Origin of the sequence: Neobacillus drentensis (assembly GCF_036962765.1) — a bacterium.
In the GTDB taxonomy this organism is placed as follows: domain Bacteria; phylum Bacillota; class Bacilli; order Bacillales; family Cytobacillaceae; genus Neobacillus; species Neobacillus drentensis_C.
Genome location: NZ_JBALOS010000144.1, coordinates 1 through 24,603, shown reverse-complemented (window position 1 = coordinate 24,603; position 24,603 = coordinate 1). Strand labels below are relative to the sequence as shown.

24 protein-coding genes are annotated in these 24,603 nt (G+C 39.2%); 3 read left to right on the top strand and 21 right to left on the bottom strand.

What is annotated here, in order from left to right; genetic code table 11:
- Positions 1-60: 60 nt before the first annotated feature.
- The 19 genes from V7137_RS18025 to V7137_RS17935 all read right to left on the bottom strand — a co-directional run bounded on the left by V7137_RS18025 (position 61) and on the right by V7137_RS17935 (position 20,503).
- On the bottom strand, positions 61-570 hold the full coding sequence (locus V7137_RS18025) for an aromatic-ring-hydroxylating dioxygenase subunit beta (RefSeq protein ID WP_335699372.1): 510 nt from the start codon (positions 568-570) through the stop codon (positions 61-63).
- A gap of 48 nt (positions 571-618) precedes the next feature.
- On the bottom strand, positions 619-1,923 hold the full coding sequence (locus tag V7137_RS18020; protein WP_335699371.1) for an aromatic ring-hydroxylating oxygenase subunit alpha: 1,305 nt from the start codon (positions 1,921-1,923) through the stop codon (positions 619-621).
- A 123-nt stretch (positions 1,924-2,046) separates the two neighbouring features.
- The gene (gene nadX, locus V7137_RS18015; protein WP_335699370.1) at positions 2,047-2,832 is read right to left on the bottom strand and encodes an aspartate dehydrogenase; all 786 of its coding nucleotides are present in this window, start codon (positions 2,830-2,832) and stop codon (positions 2,047-2,049) included.
- Between the two features lie 12 nt (positions 2,833-2,844).
- Positions 2,845-4,296, bottom strand: coding sequence for an aldehyde dehydrogenase family protein (locus tag V7137_RS18010; RefSeq protein WP_335699369.1), 1,452 nt, complete (start codon positions 4,294-4,296; stop codon positions 2,845-2,847).
- Positions 4,297-4,302: 6 nt separating this feature from the next.
- On the bottom strand, positions 4,303-5,991 hold the full coding sequence (locus V7137_RS18005) for a thiamine pyrophosphate-binding protein (protein ID WP_335699368.1): 1,689 nt from the start codon (positions 5,989-5,991) through the stop codon (positions 4,303-4,305).
- 183 nt (positions 5,992-6,174) lie between these two features.
- Positions 6,175-6,966: an SDR family oxidoreductase gene (locus V7137_RS18000; RefSeq protein WP_335699367.1), complete on the bottom strand. Its 792-nt coding sequence runs from the start codon at positions 6,964-6,966 to the stop codon at positions 6,175-6,177.
- Between the two features lie 17 nt (positions 6,967-6,983).
- A complete protein-coding gene (locus V7137_RS17995; RefSeq protein WP_335699366.1) occupies positions 6,984-7,898 on the bottom strand; it encodes a VOC family protein in 915 nt (304 codons plus the stop codon).
- 131 nt (positions 7,899-8,029) lie between these two features.
- Positions 8,030-8,566, bottom strand: coding sequence for a cupin domain-containing protein (locus tag V7137_RS17990; protein ID WP_335699365.1), 537 nt, complete (start codon positions 8,564-8,566; stop codon positions 8,030-8,032).
- Positions 8,567-8,730: 164 nt separating this feature from the next.
- Positions 8,731-10,008 (bottom strand): MFS transporter, encoded by a 1,278-nt coding sequence (locus tag V7137_RS17985; RefSeq protein ID WP_335699364.1) that lies wholly within the window; start codon positions 10,006-10,008, stop codon positions 8,731-8,733.
- A gap of 284 nt (positions 10,009-10,292) precedes the next feature.
- Positions 10,293-11,084 (bottom strand): IclR family transcriptional regulator, encoded by a 792-nt coding sequence (locus tag V7137_RS17980; protein ID WP_335699363.1) that lies wholly within the window; start codon positions 11,082-11,084, stop codon positions 10,293-10,295.
- 49 nt (positions 11,085-11,133) lie between these two features.
- Positions 11,134-11,946 carry an alpha/beta fold hydrolase gene (locus V7137_RS17975; RefSeq protein WP_335699362.1) on the bottom strand — a complete coding sequence of 271 codons (813 nt, stop codon included), beginning with the start codon at positions 11,944-11,946 and terminating at the stop codon, positions 11,134-11,136.
- Positions 11,947-12,221: 275 nt separating this feature from the next.
- Entirely contained in the window at positions 12,222-13,310 is a 1,089-nt protein-coding gene (locus V7137_RS17970; RefSeq protein ID WP_335699361.1) for a HupE/UreJ family protein, read from the bottom strand.
- A 72-nt stretch (positions 13,311-13,382) separates the two neighbouring features.
- A complete protein-coding gene (locus V7137_RS17965; protein ID WP_335699360.1) occupies positions 13,383-14,921 on the bottom strand; it encodes a phosphoesterase in 1,539 nt (512 codons plus the stop codon).
- Between the two features lie 260 nt (positions 14,922-15,181).
- The gene (locus tag V7137_RS17960; RefSeq protein ID WP_335699359.1) at positions 15,182-15,919 is read right to left on the bottom strand and encodes a ZIP family metal transporter; all 738 of its coding nucleotides are present in this window, start codon (positions 15,917-15,919) and stop codon (positions 15,182-15,184) included.
- A 402-nt stretch (positions 15,920-16,321) separates the two neighbouring features.
- The gene (locus tag V7137_RS30880; protein WP_438825621.1) at positions 16,322-16,894 is read right to left on the bottom strand and encodes a copper resistance D family protein; all 573 of its coding nucleotides are present in this window, start codon (positions 16,892-16,894) and stop codon (positions 16,322-16,324) included.
- A 353-nt stretch (positions 16,895-17,247) separates the two neighbouring features.
- Positions 17,248-17,787, bottom strand: coding sequence for a copper resistance CopC family protein (locus V7137_RS17950; protein WP_335699357.1), 540 nt, complete (start codon positions 17,785-17,787; stop codon positions 17,248-17,250).
- A gap of 25 nt (positions 17,788-17,812) precedes the next feature.
- Complete coding sequence (locus V7137_RS17945) at positions 17,813-17,959, bottom strand: hypothetical protein (RefSeq protein ID WP_335699356.1); 147 nt, start codon at positions 17,957-17,959, stop codon at positions 17,813-17,815.
- Between the two features lie 47 nt (positions 17,960-18,006).
- Entirely contained in the window at positions 18,007-20,142 is a 2,136-nt protein-coding gene (locus V7137_RS17940) for a heavy metal translocating P-type ATPase (protein WP_335699355.1), read from the bottom strand.
- Positions 20,135-20,503: an ArsR/SmtB family transcription factor gene (locus V7137_RS17935; protein WP_335699354.1), complete on the bottom strand. Its 369-nt coding sequence runs from the start codon at positions 20,501-20,503 to the stop codon at positions 20,135-20,137. The genes V7137_RS17940 and V7137_RS17935 overlap by 8 nt, the downstream gene beginning before the upstream one ends.
- Positions 20,504-20,687: 184 nt before the next feature.
- Here V7137_RS17935 and V7137_RS17930 point away from each other — a divergent pair, with 184 nt between their 5' ends.
- From V7137_RS17930 to V7137_RS17920, 3 genes are read left to right on the top strand one after another with little or no spacing between them, the layout of a single operon-like run.
- A complete protein-coding gene (locus V7137_RS17930; RefSeq protein ID WP_335699353.1) occupies positions 20,688-21,701 on the top strand; it encodes a multicopper oxidase domain-containing protein in 1,014 nt (337 codons plus the stop codon).
- A 16-nt stretch (positions 21,702-21,717) separates the two neighbouring features.
- The gene (locus V7137_RS17925) at positions 21,718-22,884 is read left to right on the top strand and encodes a ZIP family metal transporter (RefSeq protein WP_335699352.1); all 1,167 of its coding nucleotides are present in this window, start codon (positions 21,718-21,720) and stop codon (positions 22,882-22,884) included.
- Between the two features lie 16 nt (positions 22,885-22,900).
- The gene (locus V7137_RS17920; protein WP_335699351.1) at positions 22,901-23,071 is read left to right on the top strand and encodes a twin-arginine translocase TatA/TatE family subunit; all 171 of its coding nucleotides are present in this window, start codon (positions 22,901-22,903) and stop codon (positions 23,069-23,071) included.
- A 125-nt stretch (positions 23,072-23,196) separates the two neighbouring features.
- Here the strand turns inward: V7137_RS17920 and V7137_RS17915 are convergent, their stop codons facing one another.
- Positions 23,197-23,883 (bottom strand): DsbA family protein, encoded by a 687-nt coding sequence (locus V7137_RS17915; RefSeq protein ID WP_335699350.1) that lies wholly within the window; start codon positions 23,881-23,883, stop codon positions 23,197-23,199.
- Between the two features lie 35 nt (positions 23,884-23,918).
- On the bottom strand, positions 23,919-24,329 hold the full coding sequence (locus tag V7137_RS17910) for a DoxX family protein (RefSeq protein WP_218346078.1): 411 nt from the start codon (positions 24,327-24,329) through the stop codon (positions 23,919-23,921).
- Between the last annotated feature and the right edge of the window lie 274 nt (positions 24,330-24,603).

Sequence of the window (24,603 nt, the reverse complement as noted above, 5' to 3'; positions counted from 1 at the left end):
CGGGTTCTCTTGTCCTCACTCTATTCGGTCACGTAGAACCTTTTAAACAAAACCTATTTTTTATACAAAAATAGCCAGATTCCTAGTATTTAATGTCGTTTGGTCCACAATAAAAACCCGCTTAGATAGCTTCCATTCCCCATCAACATAGGTAAACTCATCTTGGCGTTCCCCTGAAATTAAATCATGATGGATATCGGTACAGCGGCTGCGGTAAATCGTTAAATAACTGTGGACTACCGCTTTTTCATTGGGAACGTACTCGAGCAACCGCACATTATTGACAGACCTCCGTGTCCGAGAAGGCGGTATTTCTGCCCAGGCGTAATCGGTTTTTAACCGGTCGACGCGGATTTTCAATAATTCAATATCATCATCAAATGCAAACATATCTAGAGAATAATCGGGACGCTCGATCCCTTCCTTATTGACCCGAACCGGCATTTGATACGAAATGTCCGAATGCAGCAGACTAAACCAACTATCAAAATCAATATCATCCAGAAACTTTGCTTCTGTATACAGCCATTGTTCAAATTCATAGGTTGCCAGCATCTTCTCTAAACTCATCTTGACTCCTCCCATCATTCACACATATTTCAAAAAGGCTCTCCCACACTAGGTAGTCATTAGATCGAGCCAGTAACGATAAAAGTTCCTTTGATTGGCCTCCGTGAACTTATCATCAAAAACTACACCAGGACCCACAAAATCCTCGACAGGTTGACGATGTAAACCCATCGTATAATTAAAGGTCAACTGTTTCACTAATGGCATCGTACCGGAGGCCGCAGCAGTAATATCCGTAAATACCTCTGTGTCATCCTGTTCAAAAATTCCAGACGGGCTGAAGGTTAAAATAAACGACTCACGAGAACGCTTTTTCCAATCGAGCGAAGCATTTTTCTCGACTAAAAACCAAGTAATGACCTCCATTTTGTCGACCCCAACCGGTCTCCATAGACGAACCGAAGTATTCGAGATCAACTGTCCTTTTACCTTTGTATGAGAAATTAAGAAGGAAAGATTCGGAAAAATATTCCCAATCATATTTTTTAGATTAGACAAGACATCATATTGTTCTTCGGTTAAATTGGACTTAAACTCATCTTTGAGTTCTTCAGGAAAAGCAAAATCAGGATTAGGCGTGCCAAGATTTAAGCCATGTCCATGGTTTGTATGGATTTGATACCCTTTTTTGGAATAGGTTGCACTTGGAACCATTCCTAATTTAACAATCGAGCCATGCGTCACCATGGTATGATAGGAATCACCGACAAAATTATCGGCACCAATTTTCCAATTCGACTGAATAATAAATCGTTGCGGCGGCCCGACTACTTCCATTTCAGCGCGTCCTACTATAATATCTAGATACCATTTAAAGTCACCTAAAAAATCTTCTAATGATTCAGCTTCGTCATTCCATGTACCAAAGATCAGGCCTTTATAGGTTTCAATTCTAACTTTATGAAGCCCTAAATCCGATTTATCAAAGCCTTCACCGTAAATATCCTTTTGCAGCGGAACGCCGACACAATCGCCATTGTTTTTAAAATTAAAGCCATGATATGGGCATGTAAAGGAAGATTTATTACCAGCATCTGCCCGGCAAAGCTTCATACCGCGGTGGGTACACATATTATATAGACCACGAATTTCACCATCAGCACCGCGTGTAAGAATGACAGAATAACCAGCTACATCTCTTGTAATGAAATCATTTTTATTGGGGATTTCTGATTCATGACCAATAAACAACCAGGTTTTTAAAAATACCTTCTTGTGTTCAATATCATAAATCTTTGGGTCACCTAAAAGCGAGGCAGGAATGGAACCTTCTTCTGGTCGAACGGATTCTATTAAGTATTCAATGGCTTCTTTTTGCGACATTTCTTCAAGATTGATGTTTGTTTTAAGCATAAGCCTTCACCCCAAAGCACTAAATTTTTTCTTCATTTTTATAGGAGAATGAGATCAAAAATCCTTGGGTTTCCCCTTTTACCCCATTATACTGAATGAACATCCCCATTTTCATTCTACTATTTATCCCAATTTTACAACTGCATCTTTATTTTTCAGTGCTGACAGCACACTAAGCGCAGCTAAGTAACTTGTTTTAGGATTATTTGGCATCGGATCATTTTCGACTTGAAGCGACAATTTACCGAAAGACCCATTGGCCTTAATCGAATGGCTATTTTTTCTTACCTTAGGATCAGAGATAATTTTCACCCTTGTTTTATCTGGCCCCAGCCCCGCCAAAGATAAAATAATCGATACATTAATATTTTTCGGGAATAACTCGATTGCTTCATTCGCCGAACCTTCGAACATTACTTGTTCTCGGTCAACAGGCGCACCTGGCAATGCTTGCGGTGGTTTCCTCGTAATAATTGATACTGACTCCAGTTCGCCAATCGATTTAGCTGCTTTCAGGACATCCAAGCCACCAATGGCTCCTGATGGTAAATGAATTTTCGTACCGCTTGCTTGACAGATTCCTTCAAGTTCCCGGTAAAATTCTACATCGGCTAAAGCACCCACACTGCTTAACACTAAATCTTTGCCACTTGCTAAAATAGCTGCTGCATAGTCTTTCACCACTTCAATGGTCGCAGCTTCAATCACAACGTCAATCGTAGGATTCTCGATGAGTGATTGAATATCATCATAGTGTTCTGTCTCAAACTCAGCAGCAATCTGCTCCGCCGTTTGTTTATTCCGTGTATAGAGGCCAACAATATTACACCCAGGAAGAAATCCTTCGATATTGATGCGTTGAAGAAGGAACTTGCCAATATTTCCTCCCCCAATTAACCCTATTTTCATTTGGATTCCCCCTTAGTTAGCCAAACCATATGAATCTGCGAAATACTCGAGCCCGCAATGTCTCGTTTCTCGCGATAGACCGCTTTCCTTTAATCCTGGGAAATCAAGATGGAGGTCTTGGAAAACCGTATGATTATTATGAAAAACAGCTCCTGCTTCCAAACGGTCCGCTAACTTCACGACCAATGCTTCGTCCTCTGTCCAAACAGACGCCCTCAAACCGAATTCACTGTCATTGGCAAGCCCCACAACTTCATCCACTTCAGAAAACGGTAAAATCGGAATCACCGGACCGAATTGTTCGGCACGAACAATTTCACTGGTTTGGTCTACTCCTGTAATGATGGTCGGTTGAATAAAATAACCTTGTTCCCATGATTCCGGATCGAGTTGAATTCCGCCCGTAATCACATGAGCACCTGCTTCAGCAGCTCGGTTGATCAAGCCGTTCACATAGTCATACTGTGACTTGTTATTTAAAGGACCCATCTCCACATCCGGTTGAATGCCATTCCCAACCCGAATGCGGCTGAATTCCTTCGTTAATTTTTCAACCACTTCTTCATATCGAGATTCGTGAACATAGATCCTTTTAATAGCGGAGCACACCTGACCCGCTGCACGAAGGACACCGAACCGAAGGCGCTTGATCGCCTCGTCATCTAAGTTAGCATCGGCAAGGAGAATCGCTGCATCATTCCCGCCCAGTTCCATATACAGTTTTTTGACTGTCCCAGCAGCGGCACGCATAATTTCTTTGCCCGTTTCTGTGCTGCCCACAAACGCAATCGTGCGAACCCGCGGGTCCGAACAAAGCGCATCCCCAATTACACTGCCTGACCCCGTCACCACATTGATGACCCCATCCGGAAAATAAGATGCGACCACTTTTAAGAAGGTCATAATGGTTAAAGGACAGCTGGTTGCTGGCTTCACAACAACAGTATTTCCTGCCAAAACCGCAGGGATAACTCGCTTAAAGGTAAGAATCAGCGGTGAGTTCCACGGAGAGATAATCGCTGCAACCCCGCGTGGCCGCTTGCGGATCTGCACTTTTTGACCTCCAGGAAGGCTTTCAGGTTTCCACCATTCTAGTAACTCGTCTGACCCTTGTTTCATAATATCAACACAACGAAGCAAATCTTTCTTCGCCTCAACAAGAACCTTGCCATTCTCCCGAACTAGTAAACTAACATTCTCTTCAACAATTGCTTTAATCTCCTCAGCTGCGAGCCTCATCCGGTTAGCCCGGTCCTCAATGTCACTTTGCGACCAGCTTTCATAGGCTTTAGCAGCCGTTCCCACTGCATCTTCTACATCCGCTTTTGAACATAAAGCAACTTCACCGACCACTTCACTCGTATGAGCTGGATTAATAACCTTCGCTGTGTTTTCGGCTTGGATCCACTGACCGCCAATTAAGTATTTTCCTGAAACATATGGATGTGTTGAAATCACGTTCATTCCTCCCTACAACTTTTTCGGTTTGAAAGCATCTGCTGCACCCGGAGGACCACCAAATGGTTTCGCCATCGGTCCGACCGCTTCCATGTCAACCACAATCATCGTTGGTTTTTTGCTATCAACAGCCTTTTCTAGGTCCGTGACAAATTCTGATGCTGAACCGATTCGTGAAGCTTCAAATCCCATCGATTGCGCTAATAACACAAAATCTGGACTCAATAAATCAACGGCAACTTGACGACCATACGCCGCACTTTGAATATTTCGGAGCACTCCGTAACCAGCATCATCAAATAGGACCACAATCAACGGCAGTTTTTCTTGGGCCGCAGTCGCCATTTCGCCGACATTTACCATAAATCCGCCATCTCCTGCCATTAATACAACCGACTGATCCTTATTGGCCATTTGCGCGCCAATCGCTGTTGGCAGCCCTTGGCCAATTCCTCCGCCAGATGCGTGAATCGATGTCCTAGGTTCATAGATTTCAAATAAACGGCTACCCCACACATTGGCTTGAACGGTTACATCTCGGACTAAAATTGTGTTTTTAGGCAACACTTCTCGCATTCCATCAAGGAATTGTTCATATGGACCAAGCGTCGCTCGTAACTGGATCCGCAATTCTTCCCGAACGGACTGCACTTCATCAAGATAGGCTGGATCCGGAACCACTGAAACTTTCGCTAATGCCTGATTTAATCCTTGTAAAATTTGTTTGGCATCGCCGACAAGTCCATAGCTAGCTTCATAGTTTCGGTTAATCGCCTGCCAGTCAGCATCAATCGCGATATGTTCTTTTGGAGCAGGGACTTTCCAGTTCGATGTTTCATTCCCTCTAAATCTCACGCCAATACTGATCAACAAATCAGCATCTATTAGTAAGTTTTTCGTTAATTCATGTGCGGCAAAGTGACCGATACATTGTGGATGATTTTCGGGTATACTTCCTTTTCCAGATTGGCTTGTGATCACGGCCGCCCCGATCATTTCTGCCAGTGCCGTCACCTCTTTGGATGCACCAGAGGTAATCACTCCTCCTCCTGCCCAAATGACTGGCCGGCGAGCATGACTAATTTTGACTAATACCTCTTCAGGAATGGTTGAAATAGTTTGATTGATTGGAGCTACTAGGCCAATTTCTTCAATCGAATGTTTTGGGATAATAGCAGATTGAAAATCAATGGGAATTTCTAGTGTTACAGGTCCTGCTGGATAAGTAAACGAGTCTTGAATCGCTTGTCTGATGACTGCGGATGCTTGCTCAGGCCTTCTTAACCGAACGGCTTTTTTACAGGAACCTTCCATCATTGACAACTGGTCTTTACATTCATGTATATAGCCTCTGCCCGTTCCTAAGTAAGGGGAAGCAACCTCACCGGTAAGATGAAGAACGGGTACGCCTGCTGCCCATGCTTCAATTAAAGAACCTGCTGCATTTCCAGCTCCTGTTCCCGTGCTCGTAATCACGACGCCCAATTTACCAGTTGCTCTAGCATATCCATCTGCCATATTTGCCGCTCCGCTCTCACCGCGGGAACAGACTAAATGAATGCTTCCTTCCCTGAGAATTGCATCATAAATCGGCATATTGTGGATACTCACAATTCCAAACGCTACTTCCACACCTGCACGAACAAGTTCTTGGACCACTGCGTCAGCTGTTGTAAATTCGATTTGCTTATCTTCACTCATCGTTTATTCCTGCCTTTATTTTTATTTGGCTATGTTAATCGTGACTGTTGATTTCCGCTCCAGGCGCTTCGCTTTCCTCGGGCGTGCCGGGGAGCCTCCTCGTCGCTTCGCAGGAGTTTCGCGCCTTCCGCTCCAATCAACAGATAGGTAAAATTAACAATGCGTTTTGACATAGCCTTTTATTTAAAGCGCTTTCCCCAGCGCTCCAGCTGTTTCAATTGTTGAACCCGATACATAGCTTGCTTTATTTGAGGCTAAAAATAAAATCACACTGGCTACTTCTTCTGCTTCCCCTACTCTTCCTAAAGGGATATTTCTTTTTTTGGCTAAGTCTGCGTAATAGTCTTCGGCTTTCATATCTGGGGCATTTTTTAACCGTCTCCGCTCCCATTGATCGGTACGAATCAACCCTAAGCTCACAGAGTTGACTAAGATATTATCAGAAGCAAGTTCCTGCGATAGCGTCTTACTTAAATTCAATAATCCGGCTCTTGTTGCCGCCGTGGCAATCATATGTCTTTCCGGCTCTTTTGCTAAGGTAGCATTGATATTAACGATTCGGCCTCCGCCCCGTTTGACCAAGTAAGGATGAACCGCCTTTACCGCATAAATAATCGCGAAGTATTTTAACTGAATTTGCTGTTGCCATTGTTCATCCGTGACATCAAAGAAATGTCCCATCACACTTTGTCCGGCAGCATTGACAAGGATATCAATCCCGCCAAAAAAGGCAGCTGCCCCGCTGATAAATTCGTTTACTTCATCTTTATTGGTTACATCACAGGTCGCTGCATAAATGGATGCTGATGCTCCAAATTTCAGTAAGTGATCATAAGCGTTTTCTTTACGTTCGATATTTCTGCCACAAACCGCGACTTTGGCACCTTCCTGGAGAAACATCTCAGCTGTTTTTAAGCCAACTCCAGAAGTACCTCCCATAATAACCGCTACTTTATCCTTTAATCCTAAATCCATCATGACACCCCTTCTGGCTATACCAATGTTTTTACATCAACCCAGCCTGGGTCTGGCGCTCCGCCCATCGCTGCCCGTGTTTCCGGTTTTGGAGGGCCGGCAATGCCCCATTGATCCATTAGATGTGGGACTCGCTTCCAAACACGCGCTCTCCATTCCGACTCATCTTCAATCGTTTCCAAATAACAGGTATATTCCATCACAAACTTCCCAGGATCTTGGAAGTAACAAAAAACATTATTACCAGGACCGTGGCGCCCGGGGCCCCAAATCTCTTGGTAGCCTGCTTTTCTTACATTACTGATTCCTCTCATCACCTCGTCGACGGTATCGACTTCATAGGCGATATGATTAACAGAGGCGTGCTGATCCTGATTGAAGGCAATCGAGTGGTGTTTACGGTTACAACGCAAGAAGGACATTTGGTGCTCGCTCCAGTCGGTCACCTTAAATCCTAAGACATTTGTATAAAAATCAGTAATCATATCAAGGTCTTTCGTATTCATAACGACATGGTTCAGTTTGACAGGATCAACATTTTTCTTATTCCAAATCGATGTATGAATTTCCACCCACGCAGATAATTCAATACAGCGATTCTCAGGATCGACGAAGCGCAAACCATACCCTTTTCCCTCTTCATCCAAATAACCTGGAGGTGAAACAATCTTCACTCCCTTTGAAGTAAGGGTTTCAGCTGCTCGATCGACTGCATTTTTATCCACCATTCCGAACGCGATATGGTGCAGTCCTCTTTCTTTGCCAGCATGTAGGCTTAATATATGATTTTCAGGACCAGCCCCACGAAAATAAACAGAAGTATCATCCTGAGCAACCTTATCTAAACCCCAAATTTTTTCATAAAAATCCGCTTGTTCTTGGAGAACTGGGGTAATTAAGCTTATATGCCGTAAATGGGTAATTCCTAACATCTCGCCACCTCCATTTTTTATAATCGTATAATTCAACAGGGATGATCCGTTAAAAAATAAGCGGACCATCCCTGCTAACGAAGTAATCAGGGAATATGTTCTATTCCTGAAACATCTGCCTAATTGTAAAATTACTTTCCGTTAATAATTGCATCTCTTTCTTTTGCACGGTGGATACGAAGTTCTTCTAACGCACTACCTTTTGGATAGGTCGGTAAATTCGGCTTCACTGCTCCTAACATGACAAGCATTAATGCCTCTTCTTCGGTATCATTGCGAAGGCCGCGATAGACACCTGGCGGAGAGCTAATGCAATCTCTTTCATTTAAGACAATCTCGTGGACTTCACTTTCGCCCTCTTCTTGGATAAGAGCTGTCACACTGCCTTTGATAACAAAGAACACTTCTTCGACATCATCATGTAAATGAAGTGGACCCATACACCCTGCTGGTAAAACCATGGTGCTTAAGGTAAAGTGTTCAGCTGCAATCACATTTGAGTCATTATTCGCTGTGGCACCACGGCCGATATATCTCATCTGTGCTCTGCGATAAGCCGGGTCAATTTCTTCCTGAAACTTCAATACATTCCAATCGAGCGTACGATCATTTAACCTCGCAACATATTTTTTCTCAAATGCCTCAACCGAAAATTTTCCCTCAGACATATATAACACTCCTTCTCAAAATGTTTTTGTTTTATATATAAAACATTGTTTTCTTTATAAACCAATAATAAATCCCAATATTCTAATTGTCAATTAAAAATATTGAGAAAATTTAATATACAAAACTATGTTTTATATGCGAAACGCTTAAATGGATGAACATCTTAAAAAATCACCTGCTGGGGAGGTAAATTCTCAATCTTTAGCTCAGCTGCTTCTCTTTTCAATGTAAACAGATAAGCAACAAAACCAAGCCCCGCGGCGATAATCAACATGACAATGGAAGGTCCAAAGTCACCACCCGCAATATCAACCATCCAACCCATAATATAACTAGAAAACCCGCCAAGAATGTTTGTAAAACCCATCAATCCAGCGGCACGACCAGCCGTTTCAGGTGTCGAGAATTTAACCATAAATAAATTACTTAAATGGAATACGCCCCCTTGTGTACCCATCGCTAAGCCCATACAAACCCCTGCCATAACTGGCTGCGGAGATAATATCGCTGCTGTTAAAAAGGATGCTGTCAAAAGGAAGAGAATAGTAGCTAGTAAACTAGGACGCTTTGTTTTATCCGCTAAAAATCCGCAAATTAATACGAATCCTAAAGCAAAAAGCCAAGATAACGAGGTGATTCCCGTCATTGCTTCCCTTGTGAACCCCTTTGCTCCGACTAAATAGGTAGGAAGCCAAATACTTATACCAAAAAATAAGAACGATGACACTAACATCCCGAACCAAACGATCCAATACCGGTAGTCTTGAACAAAGCTTTGTTTTTTCGTTGATACTTTGGAATCTGATTGTCGAATATACGCTAATTCCCTTTGGTCTAATCGTGGATGTTCTTCAGGAGTATCGCGCGTAAAGAAGATAAACATTGGTAAAACGATTAAAATATTAAACGCTGCTAAAACAAAAAAGGCAGCTTGCCAATGGAAGGTAGCAATCACTAAAGTCAAGATAATAGCACCACATGCAGGTCCTAAATAGTTGCCTGCAAGCCAGGAAGATTGCGCCCGGCCGAGTTCACGCTGATTAAACCAGTTGGAGATAAACTTTCCGCAAATCGGAATCATCATCCCCTCACCAATCCCAAGGATGACACGACTTAAGATAAACATCTCATAGGAAGTGGATAACCCGCCAATAACCATGGTAATGGCCCATACAACCAGACCGATGATGCCTGTCTTTCTTGCTCCAAGCTTGTCAATGATAAAGCCCCAAAAGATATTGGATAAGGCATAAGAAATGGTAAAGATAAAGGTAATCATCCCAATTTTCGCATTTTTATCTGCACCTGTTAATCCAAGATCAGTTAAGAAACCTTGATCCGTTTGGATAATCGAGATACCTAATTTATCAATTTGTCCAAAAAACCAAAAAAAGAAAATAGGCATGGCAATATAAATCCAACGTTTATTCGTTCTTAGCATTAAAGAGCCTCCTTTGTTTTCAATCAGTTGAATGCGCTTCCAGAAAATTTTATTATTTAGTATACAATACCATAAAGCGTTAAACGAACCATTATCCCCCCTATTTTATTATTCGAAGTAAAGGGTTTTGTTTTATATACAAAACATAGTTTACTACTAAGTTTATTTTAAAGTTTTGAGAAAATTGTGTCAACAAAAATCATGAATTTTGTTTTATTAAATAAAACTTGTTTTATATATAAAACAAATACAATAATAAAAGCTTGCGAATAATCGCAAGCTTTCTAATTAATTTTTGAATGGTAGCCCATAAAGCCGGAGAGTATCTCGGAAGCTTCCAACACTTTAGGTAAGGCTATTTTTCCAATAAACTCTTGATTGAAGGTAGCCTCTGTTGCGACCACATTGATCGCTGCCATAACTTGACCCGTTCGCCCAAAGATGGGCGCAGCAACAGATTGAATTCCATGGTGAAATTCACCTTTAGTAATTGCATACCCATTTTGCCGGATCTCAGTTAATTCTTTCTGAAAATCCATGTAATCGGTTTGCGTTCGTTCTGTATAGGGTTTTAAATTGGAACCAAATAATAGTTGGTTTAATTTTTCTTGTGGTTGATAGGCAAGCTGCACTTTTCCATTGGCGATCGCATGGGCGGGCAGTCGGAGCCCAATATTCACATTCACCGCTGATACTCCTCGGACAGGTGCACTGCCGACATAAACCACTTCTTGACCATCCAATATAGATAAATGACAAGAAGCCCCTGTTTCATCCCTTAATTTTTCTAAATAAGGCTGCGCAATTTCCGGGAGTTTTAGTGTACTTAAGTAGGCAAAACCTAATTCCAACACCTTAGGAGTTAAACTATAGCGTTTCGTATGTTCATCTTGATAGAGATACCCAAGTGTTTGGAGCGTATACAATAATCGGAACGGAACCGTCCGGCTCACATCCAGTTCTTTCGCAATTTCCACCAAGGATAATGTCGGGCGCTCTTCACTAAATAACTTTAAAATTTCCAATCCCCTTACTAAGGCATTGGCATTATACCGTTCCTTTTCATCATTTGCCATCCGCATTTCACCATCTCATTGTTATTAATTTACTTATTCTACAATCATATCAAAGTTTACGCAAAGAAGGATATTCTCTGGTTAAAAAATCTTGGACGATTCCATTAAAACTAGTAGGATCTTCTTGATAACATAAATGTCCAGTCCCTGGGATCGTAACAAATTTTGAATCCTTAATAGCTTCATGAAAAATCCGTGATTCACTGACTGGTGTCACTCGATCTAATTCACCGCAAATAACCAGGGTAGGAACAGAAATGGAAGATAGGATCTCCCTTTGATTCAAAGAATAAAGCGAATACGCAACAGAGCGGAAACCCATGGGTCTGATTTGCGAATAGATTCTTTCTGCTTCTTTCTTTATTTCAGGGTCTGGCTGTGGAGACAGTAGTTCCTTTACACGTAGTTGTGCTAGTTCTTTTGGCTCCATTGTTTCAATGTTATTTAGACGATTCTTTAATCTCAGTTCATTTTCTTCTTTACTTAGGGCCGCAGCCCCCCTTGTGGCATCTGAAATAATTAACGCATCAACCATTTCAGGAAAGCGGTAACAAAAATCGAGTGCAATCGCCGAACCCATTGAATGTCCTAAAAGCGTGACGCATTTATAGTTTAATTTTTCGATAAATCCTTTTAAAACATCAGCGAACTGCTTGAATTCTTTCAATTCCACTTTCGGATCCGAACTTTTCCCGTATCCGGGCGCATCCCACGCAATCACAGTGTTTAGCTTAGACAAGTTCTGTAATTGTTTTTTCCATGACTGCGAGTTGTTCCCCATTCCATGTAAGATAATTAATGGAGGTCCCTCTCCTTCGATTTCATAATGAATCTGTAAATCTTCTACTTTTAAAAATGGCATATTTCCCCACCTGCACCCTTTTGTTTTATTAGTAAAACACCGTTTTATAATTTCTATATTAAAACAACTTGAAAATAAGTCAACTGAATAATTTTCAGACGTTACTGGAATCTTTATAAATGATTACAAAAAAACAGAAGGACTCTTTAGAGTTCTCCTGCATTTTTATTATTTATCTCTCTACGATTTTCCCTATAATTCAAGATGGTAAAACTCAGTGATATCAGTCAAAAACAGGATGAATCTGGTCACCTCTTGTTTATATGCCTTACCCTTTAAAATGCTCTCTGAATAAACCATACCAGACCAAATGCTAAAATGGCTGCTGAGGTGCCAGGAATAACCCATTTTATTGGTTTTAAGGTTACTTTTTTTATCCATAAAATAATCGGAAATGCTAGGGAAACGATTAATAGTTGACCTATTTCAATTCCTATATTAAAGGATACAAGGGAGGCAGCCATATGATTTGTGTCTAATCTCATTTCAGATAGGATTCCTGCAAAACCGAAGCCGTGAATTAATCCAAAACCAAATGCAAGCCACGGCTGGTGTTTGGATTCCTGGTTAAATATATTAATAAGTGCTACATAAATAATGCTTAAAGCAATAGCGGACTCAACAAATCTACTTGGCAGATGAACAATATCGAAAGTTGCCAGAGCCAATGTAATACTATGTGCAATAGTAAAAGCTGTTACTAAGGATAGAATGTGACGGATTGTTTTTGCCCCAAAAAGTAAACTAATGACAAATAGAATATGATCATAACCTGTAAAAATATGTTTTAAGCCAAGTACCAAAAACTGTTTCGCATTCTGCAAGAAACTTATTTCTCCAATCTCTATCTCTCTCGATTCAAATGTAAGAATCTTTTCTTGTTGTTTCCCATCCATTTTTATCGTCGCAAAATTGGCATGGCTTGGATCGGAATCATCCATAAACATATTATACTCGACCGTTAGTTTTTCTGGTTTATGCTTAATGTTATAAGCCAAATTAATGATCGCAAACGGACGCTCCTTTATCATCTCTATATCCGTTTTTACCACTCTGCCTTCAATCAGTTCGCTGTCAGCGAAAAGTTTGATATGGGAATTAATATATCGCTGCACAACCTTGTGGTCTATTAACTCCTTTTGATCGGTTTCCTTATTCAGTGCATGCCCTAGTTCCTCCAAATCGAGCTTCAACTCGTAATCCAATGATTTCTCTTTGACTTCAATATTGGAAAAGCCTTCACTATTATTGGTATGAGCAGATGCAGAGATTGGAATGAAAGAACTTATTAAAAGAACGATGAGCAAAATTGGGAACCCAAACTTTTTCATTATATTCACGTCCATTTCTTTGTTATTTTCCATGATGTCTAACCCCAAGATAATAGGAAAGACGAGGAGTTTTTATGCCCCTCGTCATTTTTCTGTTTTTTCTAATTATTTACCAGTATTGATAAAAATTGGGTTTGAGTAGAACCAAAGATCAGTCCATGGGTTCTCACCTTTTGGATCTGCTGCTGGTTCTAATTGATCAGTGTTAGTACCACGTAAACGAATATAGCTATCTTTTTCCACATCTTTTAATGTATAAGTAATTGTGATGTATTCACCGTCTTTTTTCCAGTCACTTTCAGTGAAACGCTTTACGACTTTTGTTGTAGGATTAGAAGCAGTTGAGCGGTCTTCCACTTTTCCATTAACTTCTCCCATGATTAAGTCAACACGTTGAACATTTGGCTTATCACCATGAGAGTTTGCAGCGTTTGGATCTTTGATGCGAACTGTTACTGTTACATCAGATTTCTTACTTGGAAGTGTAAGTGTTTCACCGATTGATGCTGTATTTCCTTTTGCCTCTGCATGCAATGGTGATTTGCCTCCTGCTTGTACTTTAACATCAAGTTCAGAGATTAGGTCACCCGTTGTAACAAATACATTACCTTTACGAAGGTTTTCCATTACATCTTCATAATTTTTCTCTGCTTTTACATATGTTTTAGAATATTCACCAGGCCAGAAGTCGCTCCCTCCGTCACGCCAGTTAACATGTGAGTCAGAGGTAGCAGTAATCCACCAGTGTCTTCCTTCACCTAACATCGAATCCCATAAACCACCAACGATAGCACTCATCTGATCGAAACCACCCATTGTTGGAGCGTTTGCGTTTGAGTAACTACCACGAGATCCTTTAGGGTCAAGAGATCCATCTGGATTAATAGCACCTGCTTGGTGACCAGGAGCTCCTTCCATACCAATAGAGATATTTGGTGCTGTATCATTCCAATTGCGGAACTCTTGCGGAGTATCTTGACCCCATTTACCAATACCCGTTGCTGAACGGGATGGATGATGTGCGATAGAAATTGGAAGCTCGTCCATTTGTTTCATGTAGTTCAGAGCCTCAATCATTTTTGATTCAGTGTTACGGCTTGGATCATTTGGATAAGCTTCACGAGAATTAAACTTGCTTTCAAGATCATAAAGCGATCGTGATTCATTTTCACCTTTTGGGATCATTAGAGTGCTGTGGTCAGCTCCTGGTGTGTCTAACTCCATTCCGTAGAATTGAAGAACTTCAGGCACAGCTGCACGGGATTTTAATAATTCAGGATAAGCTTGCTCTAAGTTAACCTTGGAATGGTTAGGACCCCCATGATCTGTTGTCATCATCCAATCAAGGCCATACTTTTTACCATTTTCGGCGTTTTTAGAGATTGGATAAATAGCATCTCCACCCCTAATTGGAGTTGGAGGATTTGTAGAATTGTCCCAACCAACACTCCATTCACTATGTACATGGTGGTCGCCTGCAAGCCATGATGCACCATTCTTTTTCACTTCTTCTTTTGACAAAGATTGTGCTTTAGCGTTTTGATTACCGCCGTCATTAAATAAAGTTTGGGTTGTAAGAGCCGTTGTTGCGAGAACGGTCGTTGCGATTAAAGGAATCGCCTTCTTTTTAAAACGAGATTTCATGTTTACTTTCCCCCTTAAATATTATTCAACAGTTATAATAGTAATGTAGTATTGTTAGAGAGGGATGAATGTTCAGTAAATTTAATGTAAATTTCGAATTATTTAAAAATGAGTATGTTTGTATCTGTCCTCTTTTTTGATCAGAGTAATCATACAATAGTATTTCCCTAATTTAGTGCCACATGTACTCCATCTGCGTCTAAATAATGACACACCAATTAAATTATTCAATAGATCTTCTAGGATTTACTGTTCTCCTTTTATTGATGCGAAGGGAATAATCGTAAGAAATAATGAATCCCAATCATCCCCAAAAGAACGATTAAAGCTACTTTTCCTTTCGGTAGATTTTTCGATTTCTTCCACAGCAGTTCATAAAATGTAACGTAACCCATTGTTCCAATTGTCATGCCCATCATGACAGTGTTCCATTTTATTGAATCCAATCTCATATTCAGTCCCATAAAAATATTCATTCCAATCGCAATCGATAGTATTGAGCAAAAAATGGTAAATAATTTATTTTTCATTTTTGTAATTGGTATTAATGACATAAGAATCATGCCTTCGGGGATATGATGGAGAATAAAAGCAGCCAAAAGTCCATAGTTTATCAGTTGACCCTGTTGGAGGCTAATTCCAAAGGTTACCCCCGTAGGAATACTGTGAATGATTAAAGCAATAAATAAAAGATAAAGCGTCTCTTGATCTCCTTGATGAAGTCGAGATTTTTTATGCAAGAAAACTTCCATTGTGATCATAATAAAAATACCGATTGAAATACCCGTAAGAATACCGATTGTTTGAAAATGGCTAAATACTTCAGGAAGTAATTCCAATGAAAAAATGCCTGTTAATAATCCTCCGCAAAGGATTTGTAAGTATAAAGAGTTCTTATTAAAAAAATGAATCATAAGTCGAATGGAGGATCCGCCCAAAAACATAGCCCCAAAAATAAGTAAAGTTACCAAACTGCTTAACTTTATTTCTTCAATCATAAAATCCTCCCTATACAAACCGTTTTTGCTTAAAAATAATTCATACTAACATATGCCATTTAGCAGTATATTAGGCTTAGAAGCAAAATTTGATTGGGACAATCTCTGATTTGTATCGAAGACAAATGATAAACCATACCTTTTTCTAAAGAATAGATGAATTTGTGCTTTCAAAATCCTCCTCACAACTATAAAAAACAGCAATTTCCTAGTGGAAATCGCTGTTTTTGTCTTAGTAGTTATGTCGCACGTCAACCGTTTTATGGTTATTGTTCTATTGTCTGGAAACCTCTTATATTGCTAAGGACAGCATTAATCCAATATACAATGCTGCGATAAAACAAACGCCAAAAACGACTCCGATAACAGGCTTTACCCTTTTAAAACTGATTAAAATTAGTATCAAAAATAGTATAGAAACACTGAGTAGTAAGATGGATTGGAAGGAAGGTAATAANNGACCCATTTCGATGCTCCCTCCGATTTTACAGTAAATTCAACCTCATGTGGTGGCGATAACGTTCCCATCACAGCAGTCAAATAAAAAATGATAAATAAAATAATACTTTCTCCTCTTATCCATGGTCTAGGATTGAAGGAAGGAAGTTTTAACGATTTTCTGGTAAGCACTCCATTAATAAAAGCAAATACCAAAACAGGGATAATACTAATATGCTTTAAAAGAAGCATTTGTCCGTATGGCAAGACCCATGCTTTTACATAGTCCTTTGGTTCAACAATAAATAACATCAGATAGATACCACTAAGGATGATGGTTATTAAACACAAAACAGCAAATGGAGTAAACCACTTTAAAAATTCAGACCAATTTGACTGTTCCTTTGAAAACCAGGCCACATGAATCAGAATTCCTGTCCATATTGTTACGATAAAAAAATGAATGCTATGAAACCATAAACCCGACCAAAATGACAACGATGCAACATGACTTGAGTAACCGACCGCTACTATCATTAATAAAAGCAAAATTGCTTGTACATATTTTGAACCATTTAGAATTATGGTAATCCATAAGAATGTGGCCATAAACCCTATAAAGAGCCATGCTTTTCCTACTTCAAAGTCTAACAAAACAGATTTTGTTGCTAGAGCAAGACCTACACCACCCTGAAAATAGGAAATAGTTTGAACAATGGGTCCTAACGAAAATATAATGATTCCAAGTGTAGAGAGAAGTAAAACGGGTTTACCAATAACAATATTAGGCTTATTCCCTTGAGGAACAAATTGTAAGGCGACATGTCCTATTAGGATTGAATAGAGAAGGTAATTTCCAAACTCAGCAAAAGGAATTACGAATCCCATAATTAACGCTTCCTTCTAAACAAGAGGAATAACCCAATAACTAAAATTACAACAATTGCCACAGTAATAATAGTCTTCATATTTGTTGAGGAATCTGCCGCTTGCTTATTGGTTTGAACCTGTTTTACGTTTTCTTTTTTAGTTTCTTCTTTTTTTACTGGCACTTTCGTTTCTGTCTTTTGGTCCAACTTTACTTCTTTTTGTACAGTAAAAGGGATTTCACCTTTTAAGGTGTGTCCATCTTCTCCAGCTATATTCCATTGGATCGTATAGGAACCATTTTCAAGAGGTGTTGATAATGTACCCACTAGTTGATTATCTTTTGGAGTAACACTAACTAAAGGTTTTTCCTGCCCATCTTTTACTAATTTCATGGTGCTTAAGGATTCAATCTTACCTTCATATGTAATGACTATTTCTTTTAGGTCCTCTTTAACCACCTGATTCGCTGCAGGATTGGACGAAGTTATTTCCGTATGTGCACTTGCGATTGTAGGAATCATCACCAACATGCTAATTAGTAAGAAAAGTAATTTTTTCATTTTGAATGTCCTTTCTTGGTAACCATTATTTTTCTATACATTCATTCAGCACAACATTTTCATCTTGAATCAAAACGCTTTGGTTTTCAACTACTTTGTACATATTATAAAAATCGAATTCTATATCGGTACCGAGTATTTTAATAATGAGTCGATTCCAACCATTATTCACGTTTGTCCCCTCCCACTAAAAGGCTCCCCATTATGGGAAGCCCACTATTATTTGTCTCTAACTCGGAGAAGTCGTAAACCATTAAGCGTGACAATAAGTGTTGCTCCCATGTCTGCAAATATCGCAATCCATAGGGTTAACCAACCTGGAATCACTAATAACAATGCTACGAGTTTAATTCCTAATGAAAAAGTGATATTTTGTTTGATGATAAATAAGGCTTTTCTGCTTAGTTTTAACGTAAATGGCAGTTTTCCTAAATCATCAGCCATTAAAGCAATATCAGCTGTTTCGAGAGCCGTATCCGTTCCAGCTCCACCCATGGCAATACCGACTGTCGATGCAGCAAGAGCTGGTGCATCATTCACACCGTCCCCAACCATGGCCACACGGTCGTATTTATTTCTTAATTCTTTAATAAAGGTAAGTTTATCTTGAGGTAAAAGGTCAGCCTGAATATCAGAAACTCCTACCTGCTGGCCGATAGCATTAGCTGTCCCTTTATTATCGCCCGTTAACATGATTGTTTTTTGAATTCCTAATGAATGAAGTTTGTGGATAACTGATTTACTGTTCCCTCTTACTTTGTCAGCAACTGCTATTAGTGCCAAGATTTCAGTTTTTGTACCTGCCACCATAACAGTTTTTCCTTTATTTTGCAGGTCAGAAATGGTTATTTTTAGATTCGTTGGAATCCCGGTCGACAAAATCTCATCGAATAAATTGGGACTACCCACATAATACATTTCATCTTTAACTTTACCTTTGATACCTTTACCTGTAATAGAAGAGAAGTGTTCAATAGCAAGGTCTAGATAAGGTAAATTTTCTTGTTCAGCCTTTTTCATGATCGCTGAAGCTAGTGGGTGCTGAGAACCATTTTCTAAAGCAGCTATAATGGAAAGAAGTTCATTCCCCTTTGTATTACCTTGAGGTAAATAATCCGTTACAACAGGAATCCCTTCCGTTAAAGTCCCTGTCTTATCAAAGGCGATGGCTTTAATCGCTCCCATTTCCTCTAAGTGAATTCCCCCCTTAATCAATACTCCATTTCGAGCAGCATTCCCAATTGCTGTCACTATCGAAACAGGAGTGGAAATGACAAGTGCACAAGGACATCCCACGACTAATACAGCTAGACCTTGATAAATCCATTTACTCCAATCCCCATCAAATAAAAGTGGTGGGAGTACGGCTACTAACAGCGAGATCAACATGATGACAGGCGTATAATACTTCGCAAAGCGATCAACAAATGCTTGAGACGGGGCCCTTTCTGCTTGAGCCTCCTCCACCAGATGAATAATTTTTGCAATGGTAGTATCGTCCACATGTTTGGTAACCTTAACTTCAAGAAGTCCTTCTTCGTTAAGAGTTCCCGCGAATACTTCATCATCAACAGATTTGGAAACTGGAACAGATTCCCCCGTAATCGCAGCTTGATTTACAGACGATAGTCCTTTTTCCACCGTTCCATCCATGGCGATTTTCTGTCCAGGCTTTACGATTAATATATCGCCAATTCGAATATCGTCCACTTCTACTGTAAACTCTTTATTCCCCCTGCGAATTAAGGCTTCTTTTGGGGCAATATCCATTAAGGAACGAATGGATTGTCTCGCTTTATCCATTGAATAAGACTCTAGAACCTCACTAACGGCGAACAGGATGACAACCGTTGCACCTTCTCCCCACTCACCGATAATAGCTGCTCCGATTACAGCTATCGTCATTAATGTTCTCATATCAAATTCTAGTCGGAATAAATTTTTCAACCCCGTGGAAAAAAGGCGATAACCACCTACTATGATGGCAGTTCCATAGGCTAGTATCGAAGATATACTTTCTTCACCATTGATTTGTGATGAAATCCATCCAAGAAGCAAGAAAACAAATGAGGCGATAACCGTTGAATTTTTTTTCAAGAATGGTTCTTTATTCTCTTCAAAACGTTGTTTCTCAGGAATGACTTTTATTTTTTCAAATGCCCCTGCCTTCTCTAATTCCTCTATAGTTGTTTCACCATAAACCGTTAGTTTTGACGCACCGAAATTCACACTTGCATTAGCAACACCATCCAGGTGCTGTACGTTCTTTTCGAACTTTGTCGCACAGCCAGCTCAGGTGAATCCTTGTACTCGGTAAACGGTTTTTTCGCTTGTTTTTTCTAAGGAATTACTCATGAGTTTTCACCTCCTGTTGATGTGTAAAGGCGATTTGTATCAGTTGCTTAACATGATCATCATCCAGTGAATAAAACACTAATTTTCCTTCTTTACGATATTTTGCTAATCCTAAATTCCGAAGAAGCCGCAAATGGTGAGAGGCAGTTGCCGTGGTACATCCAACAATATTTGCTACATCACATACGCATAATTCCTCTTCCTCACTTAACGAATAAGCAATTTTTATTCTAGTGTCATCGGATAATGCTTTAAATATTTGTGAAACCGCCATTGTATTTTGTTGGGAAATCGATTCTTTTACCCGGTTTACTTTTTCTCCATCCACGCAGGTTACTTCACATATATCATCGTGCTTCAAAAGTTCCATACCTCCTTATTCAAACGCCTATTTGATTATCAGTATATGTAATTACGTTTAAATGGTCAAATAATTATTTGAATGTTTTTCAAATCTGTATTGACAAGAAGAATGTCCGTAACATAAAGTATTGACAAGGACAATAATGTTGCATTAGGTAAACTTTTTAGAAGGAGGTAAAAGCATGTCAAATAATAAGATTTCTCGAAGAAATATTTTAAAAATCGGAACGACGGGTGCAATCGGAATTGCAGGAAGTATTTATTTAAATAAAGTGGCACCTTTTTCTAAAGTAGTTCATGCTGAGGATCATGCATCAAGTCACAATAATCATTCTACCCATCACACCAATAAGCATGATTCAACCAAGACGGAAGGATTTAAGATGGCTAAACGTCTTTTAACCGAGTTTGATTATGGAAAAGTCACCAAAAAATTAGACGGTCGGACATTGCGTGAATACGAAATAGTAGCTATTGACAAGGAAATTGAAATTGCACATGGAATAAAGTTTCCTGGCTGGACCTATAATGGAACGATTCCAGGACCAACATTCCGTTGTACTGAGGGGGATCTACTACGATTTCATTTTATTAACCAAGGAAGTCATCCTCACTCTATTCATTTTCATGGTATTCACCCACCTGAAATGGATGGATTAGAACCTATCGCTCCAGGTCAGTCCTTTACGTATGAATTTGAAGCAAAGCCATATGGATTACAACTTTACCATTGCCATGTTTTACCTTTACGCCGACATATTCATAAAGGATTATATGGAAATTTTATTATTGATCCAAAAACACCAAGGGAACCAGCACTTGAATTAAATATGGTCATGAATGCATTTGATTTAGATTTAGATGGTGCAAACGAGTTTTATACGGTTAATGGTTATGCGTTTGCCTTTATGAATCATCCAATTAAAATCAAGAAGGATGAGCTTGTCCGTATCTACTTAAGTAATTTAACCGAGTTTGATCTTTTAAACTCCTTCCATTTACATGCCAACTACTTTACCTATATTCCAACAGGTCGAAACGACAACCCTGCTCAATTTACTGATACCATCATGCAATGCCAAGGGGAACGCGGGATTATTGAAGTTCGTTTTCCATATAAGGGAAAATATATGTTTCACGCTCATGTAAGTGAATTTGCTGAGCTTGGCTGGATGGGATTCTTTGAAGTTGAGTAAAAAGGAGGTGTAAATAATGAAATTAAAATGGCTGATTACTGGTCTTATACCACTTATTCTATTAATGCTTGTTTTGGGGTGGGTATTTAAAAATGGGGCTGGAGTAGAACGAGATCCCGCCGCTCCCATCGAAGTGCTGAATGTTGAACAAATTAAAATAAAACCATCAGGCTTTGAACTCGATGTCAGCAATACAGGCCCAGAGACATTGACTATATCTCAAGTGATTGTTGATGATTCTATATGGAATTTTTCGATGACCCCTAGTTCAAAGCTAAAGAGGTTTCAAGATGGAAAGGTAACCATAAATTATCCGTGGGTTGAAGGCGACCCCCATACTATTTTGTTAATATCTGAAAATGGAATCATAACGGAAGCGGTGATTGATGCAGCAACTTTGACTCCTGAATTTTCATGGGATAATGTGCTGAATTACGGATTTATTGGTTTTTATGTAGGGATTGTTCCTATTACTTTAGGATTACTATGGTTTCCATTTATGAAGCGTTTGAAAAAAAGCTGGATTAATGCCATTCTTGCCCTCACAGTAGGACTTCTATTATTCTTATTTTTTGGCACATTATTTGATGGATTTGAAATAGGAGCTGAAGCACCGTCTGTATTCCAGGGCAACATGGTCGTGATCATTTGTACGGTTCTTTCGTTTCTTTTACTGGTTGGATTTGATCAATATCAACATCAAAGACAAAAACGTACGGGTTATTCTCCACTAGGAATTTCATTATTGATGGCAACAGGAATTGGTCTTCACAATTTTGGTGAAGGGTTGGCTATTGGCTCATCATTTGCACTTGGTGAAGCTGCATTAGGTACATTTTTAGTGATTGGATTTACTCTGCATAATATTACTGAGGGGATTGGGATCGCTGCTCCATTATTAAAGAGTAAGCCAAAAATTAGTACATTTGTATTATTAGGAGCCATTGCTGGTGCACCTGCAATATTAGGAACTTGGTTCGGAGGCTTTATCTTTTCACCGATTTGGGGGGCAGTATTTTTAGGAATTGGTGCGGGTGCCATTTTACAGGTAATCTTCGTTATCTCCAAAATGCTGATCGAAGAACACAAAAAGAATACTGAACCAGTTGTATCATGGATGAATGTCACTGGTTTTACACTTGGAATATTAATCATGTATTTTACGGCTTTTTTCGTAAAATAATCAGGGGGAATTTGAAATGGCTAATATAGGAATTGGTGGTGCATTATTGATTTTTGTGATTGCATTAATTATTTTTGGGCCGAAAAAACTCCCAGAACTCGGTCGTGCCGTGGGATCTACACTTAGAGAATTTAAACAGTCAACAAAAGGAATAATGGATGAGGGTCATGATAAGGAAAATAAATAAGATAATACGAGGTGGCTCATCGATAAGACGATGTACCACCTTTTTTGATGGATTCCTTATTCATTTGTATTTTCAGACATAGTTCTACTGTTAACTTCTTTTAGGCAATTATTTCATTCTAGAAATCACTCTTCATTTGCTGCCTCTTTTACTCTATTCTTGAAATCGTTATAGGTGTTCCCTTCAAATTTCACACCATTAATAAAAATCGAAGGGGTACTTGTAATACTTAACTTATTAGCAGCACTCATATCTTTTTCCCATGCCTCTTTTGATTGGTCATTATTAAAGGCATTGACCACTCTTTTCACCTCTGCCTCAGTGACAATTTCACTTAAAGTGTCCTTAAGAAAAGACTTTGAATATATATCCATTTGCTCGGCTCTAGTATCATCAGGCTGTTTTTCATATAATAGTTCATGGAATTTCCAAAACTTTTCATTCCCTAGTTCTTTAAAGACTGTTTCCGCAAATTTTGCAGAACGGGTTGAATCAACATTGATAAACGAATAATTCATAAAATAAAACGAAGCTTTTCCTTTATCGATGAAATCCTTTTGGATATTTGGAAGAAGTGTATCATTAAAATTTTTACAATAAGGACATTTATAATCTCCAAATTCAACTATTTTTACTGGGGCAGACTTTTCCCCTAAAAATGGCTGTCCCTCATAATCCATTGCTTCTTTTTTGGCCGTATTTGATAAAAAAATTAAACCAACCAGGCAAACTGCTATTAAACTAATCACCAAAAAAATAAATTTAGATGATTGATTTTTCGATTTTTTTGATTTTTTGTTTCCCGAAGACATCGTATTCACCCTCTATTTTAAGCTTTTTAATCTCTCTAAGAATTCTTTGGATTTTTAGAGAATAATTTTGAATCCAGAGAAAGAGCAGAATTTGAATTTAGGAATAGATATACGGCCATGACGGCAAAGGCAAGATCCAATTCAAACCCCGCACCTTGTCCATTCCCCATGAAACCAGCTGCCAATTTTACTTTTATTACAGCCCCAATCATGATGAATAAAAAGAGAATGGCAATGTATCGCGTTCCAAATCCTACAGTTAACAACAGTCCCCCGACTAATTCAATAATGGCCACTATGTACCCCACAATACCTGGAATCCCTAAACTTTCAAACCAGCCTGCAGTATTTTCAATACCATTTTGAAACTTAGAAACACCATGAATAAAGAATGATAACCCCAAAAATATTCTTAGAATAAGTGTCCCGACTTCTGACTTTTTCAATTTACATTCTCCTTTCAAAGCTTAATGTTCTCAAACAACACTAGACATCGTAGTGTTGTAAGGTAATAGATTCCTGCCTTTTTCATAAAAAAATACAATTTACACTACTCTTTGTAGTGTAAGGTATTACAAGTGGTCAAGAGATAATACTTCTTCACTAATTTTCTATTAATCTTCAATAAATAAAAGGATTGTGCTTTAGGGTAACTGGCTCCGTTTTGAGGTGCAGACGGTCTAATATTCATACAAAAACATCTATGAATTCACTCGTTAA

Coding starts and splice junctions, on each gene's coding strand:
- V7137_RS18025 (WP_335699372.1), bottom strand. CDS start 570: ATGAGTTTAGAGAAGATGCTGGCAACCTATGAATTTGAACAATGGCTG.
- V7137_RS18020 (WP_335699371.1), bottom strand. CDS start 1,923: ATGCTTAAAACAAACATCAATCTTGAAGAAATGTCGCAAAAAGAAGCC.
- nadX (WP_335699370.1), bottom strand. CDS start 2,832: ATGAAAATAGGGTTAATTGGGGGAGGAAATATTGGCAAGTTCCTTCTT.
- V7137_RS18010 (WP_335699369.1), bottom strand. CDS start 4,296: ATGAACGTGATTTCAACACATCCATATGTTTCAGGAAAATACTTAATT.
- V7137_RS18005 (WP_335699368.1), bottom strand. CDS start 5,991: ATGAGTGAAGATAAGCAAATCGAATTTACAACAGCTGACGCAGTGGTC.
- V7137_RS18000 (WP_335699367.1), bottom strand. CDS start 6,966: ATGGATTTAGGATTAAAGGATAAAGTAGCGGTTATTATGGGAGGTACT.
- V7137_RS17995 (WP_335699366.1), bottom strand. CDS start 7,898: ATGTTAGGAATTACCCATTTACGGCATATAAGCTTAATTACCCCAGTT.
- V7137_RS17990 (WP_335699365.1), bottom strand. CDS start 8,566: ATGTCTGAGGGAAAATTTTCGGTTGAGGCATTTGAGAAAAAATATGTT.
- V7137_RS17985 (WP_335699364.1), bottom strand. CDS start 10,008: ATGCTAAGAACGAATAAACGTTGGATTTATATTGCCATGCCTATTTTC.
- V7137_RS17980 (WP_335699363.1), bottom strand. CDS start 11,084: ATGGCAAATGATGAAAAGGAACGGTATAATGCCAATGCCTTAGTAAGG.
- V7137_RS17975 (WP_335699362.1), bottom strand. CDS start 11,946: ATGCCATTTTTAAAAGTAGAAGATTTACAGATTCATTATGAAATCGAA.
- V7137_RS17970 (WP_335699361.1), bottom strand. CDS start 13,310: ATGGAAAATAACAAAGAAATGGACGTGAATATAATGAAAAAGTTTGGG.
- V7137_RS17965 (WP_335699360.1), bottom strand. CDS start 14,921: ATGAAATCTCGTTTTAAAAAGAAGGCGATTCCTTTAATCGCAACGACC.
- V7137_RS17960 (WP_335699359.1), bottom strand. CDS start 15,919: ATGATTGAAGAAATAAAGTTAAGCAGTTTGGTAACTTTACTTATTTTT.
- V7137_RS17950 (WP_335699357.1), bottom strand. CDS start 17,787: ATGAAAAAATTACTTTTCTTACTAATTAGCATGTTGGTGATGATTCCT.
- V7137_RS17930 (WP_335699353.1), top strand. CDS start 20,688: ATGTCAAATAATAAGATTTCTCGAAGAAATATTTTAAAAATCGGAACG.
- V7137_RS17925 (WP_335699352.1), top strand. CDS start 21,718: ATGAAATTAAAATGGCTGATTACTGGTCTTATACCACTTATTCTATTA.
- V7137_RS17920 (WP_335699351.1), top strand. CDS start 22,901: ATGGCTAATATAGGAATTGGTGGTGCATTATTGATTTTTGTGATTGCA.
- V7137_RS17915 (WP_335699350.1), bottom strand. CDS start 23,883: ATGTCTTCGGGAAACAAAAAATCAAAAAAATCGAAAAATCAATCATCT.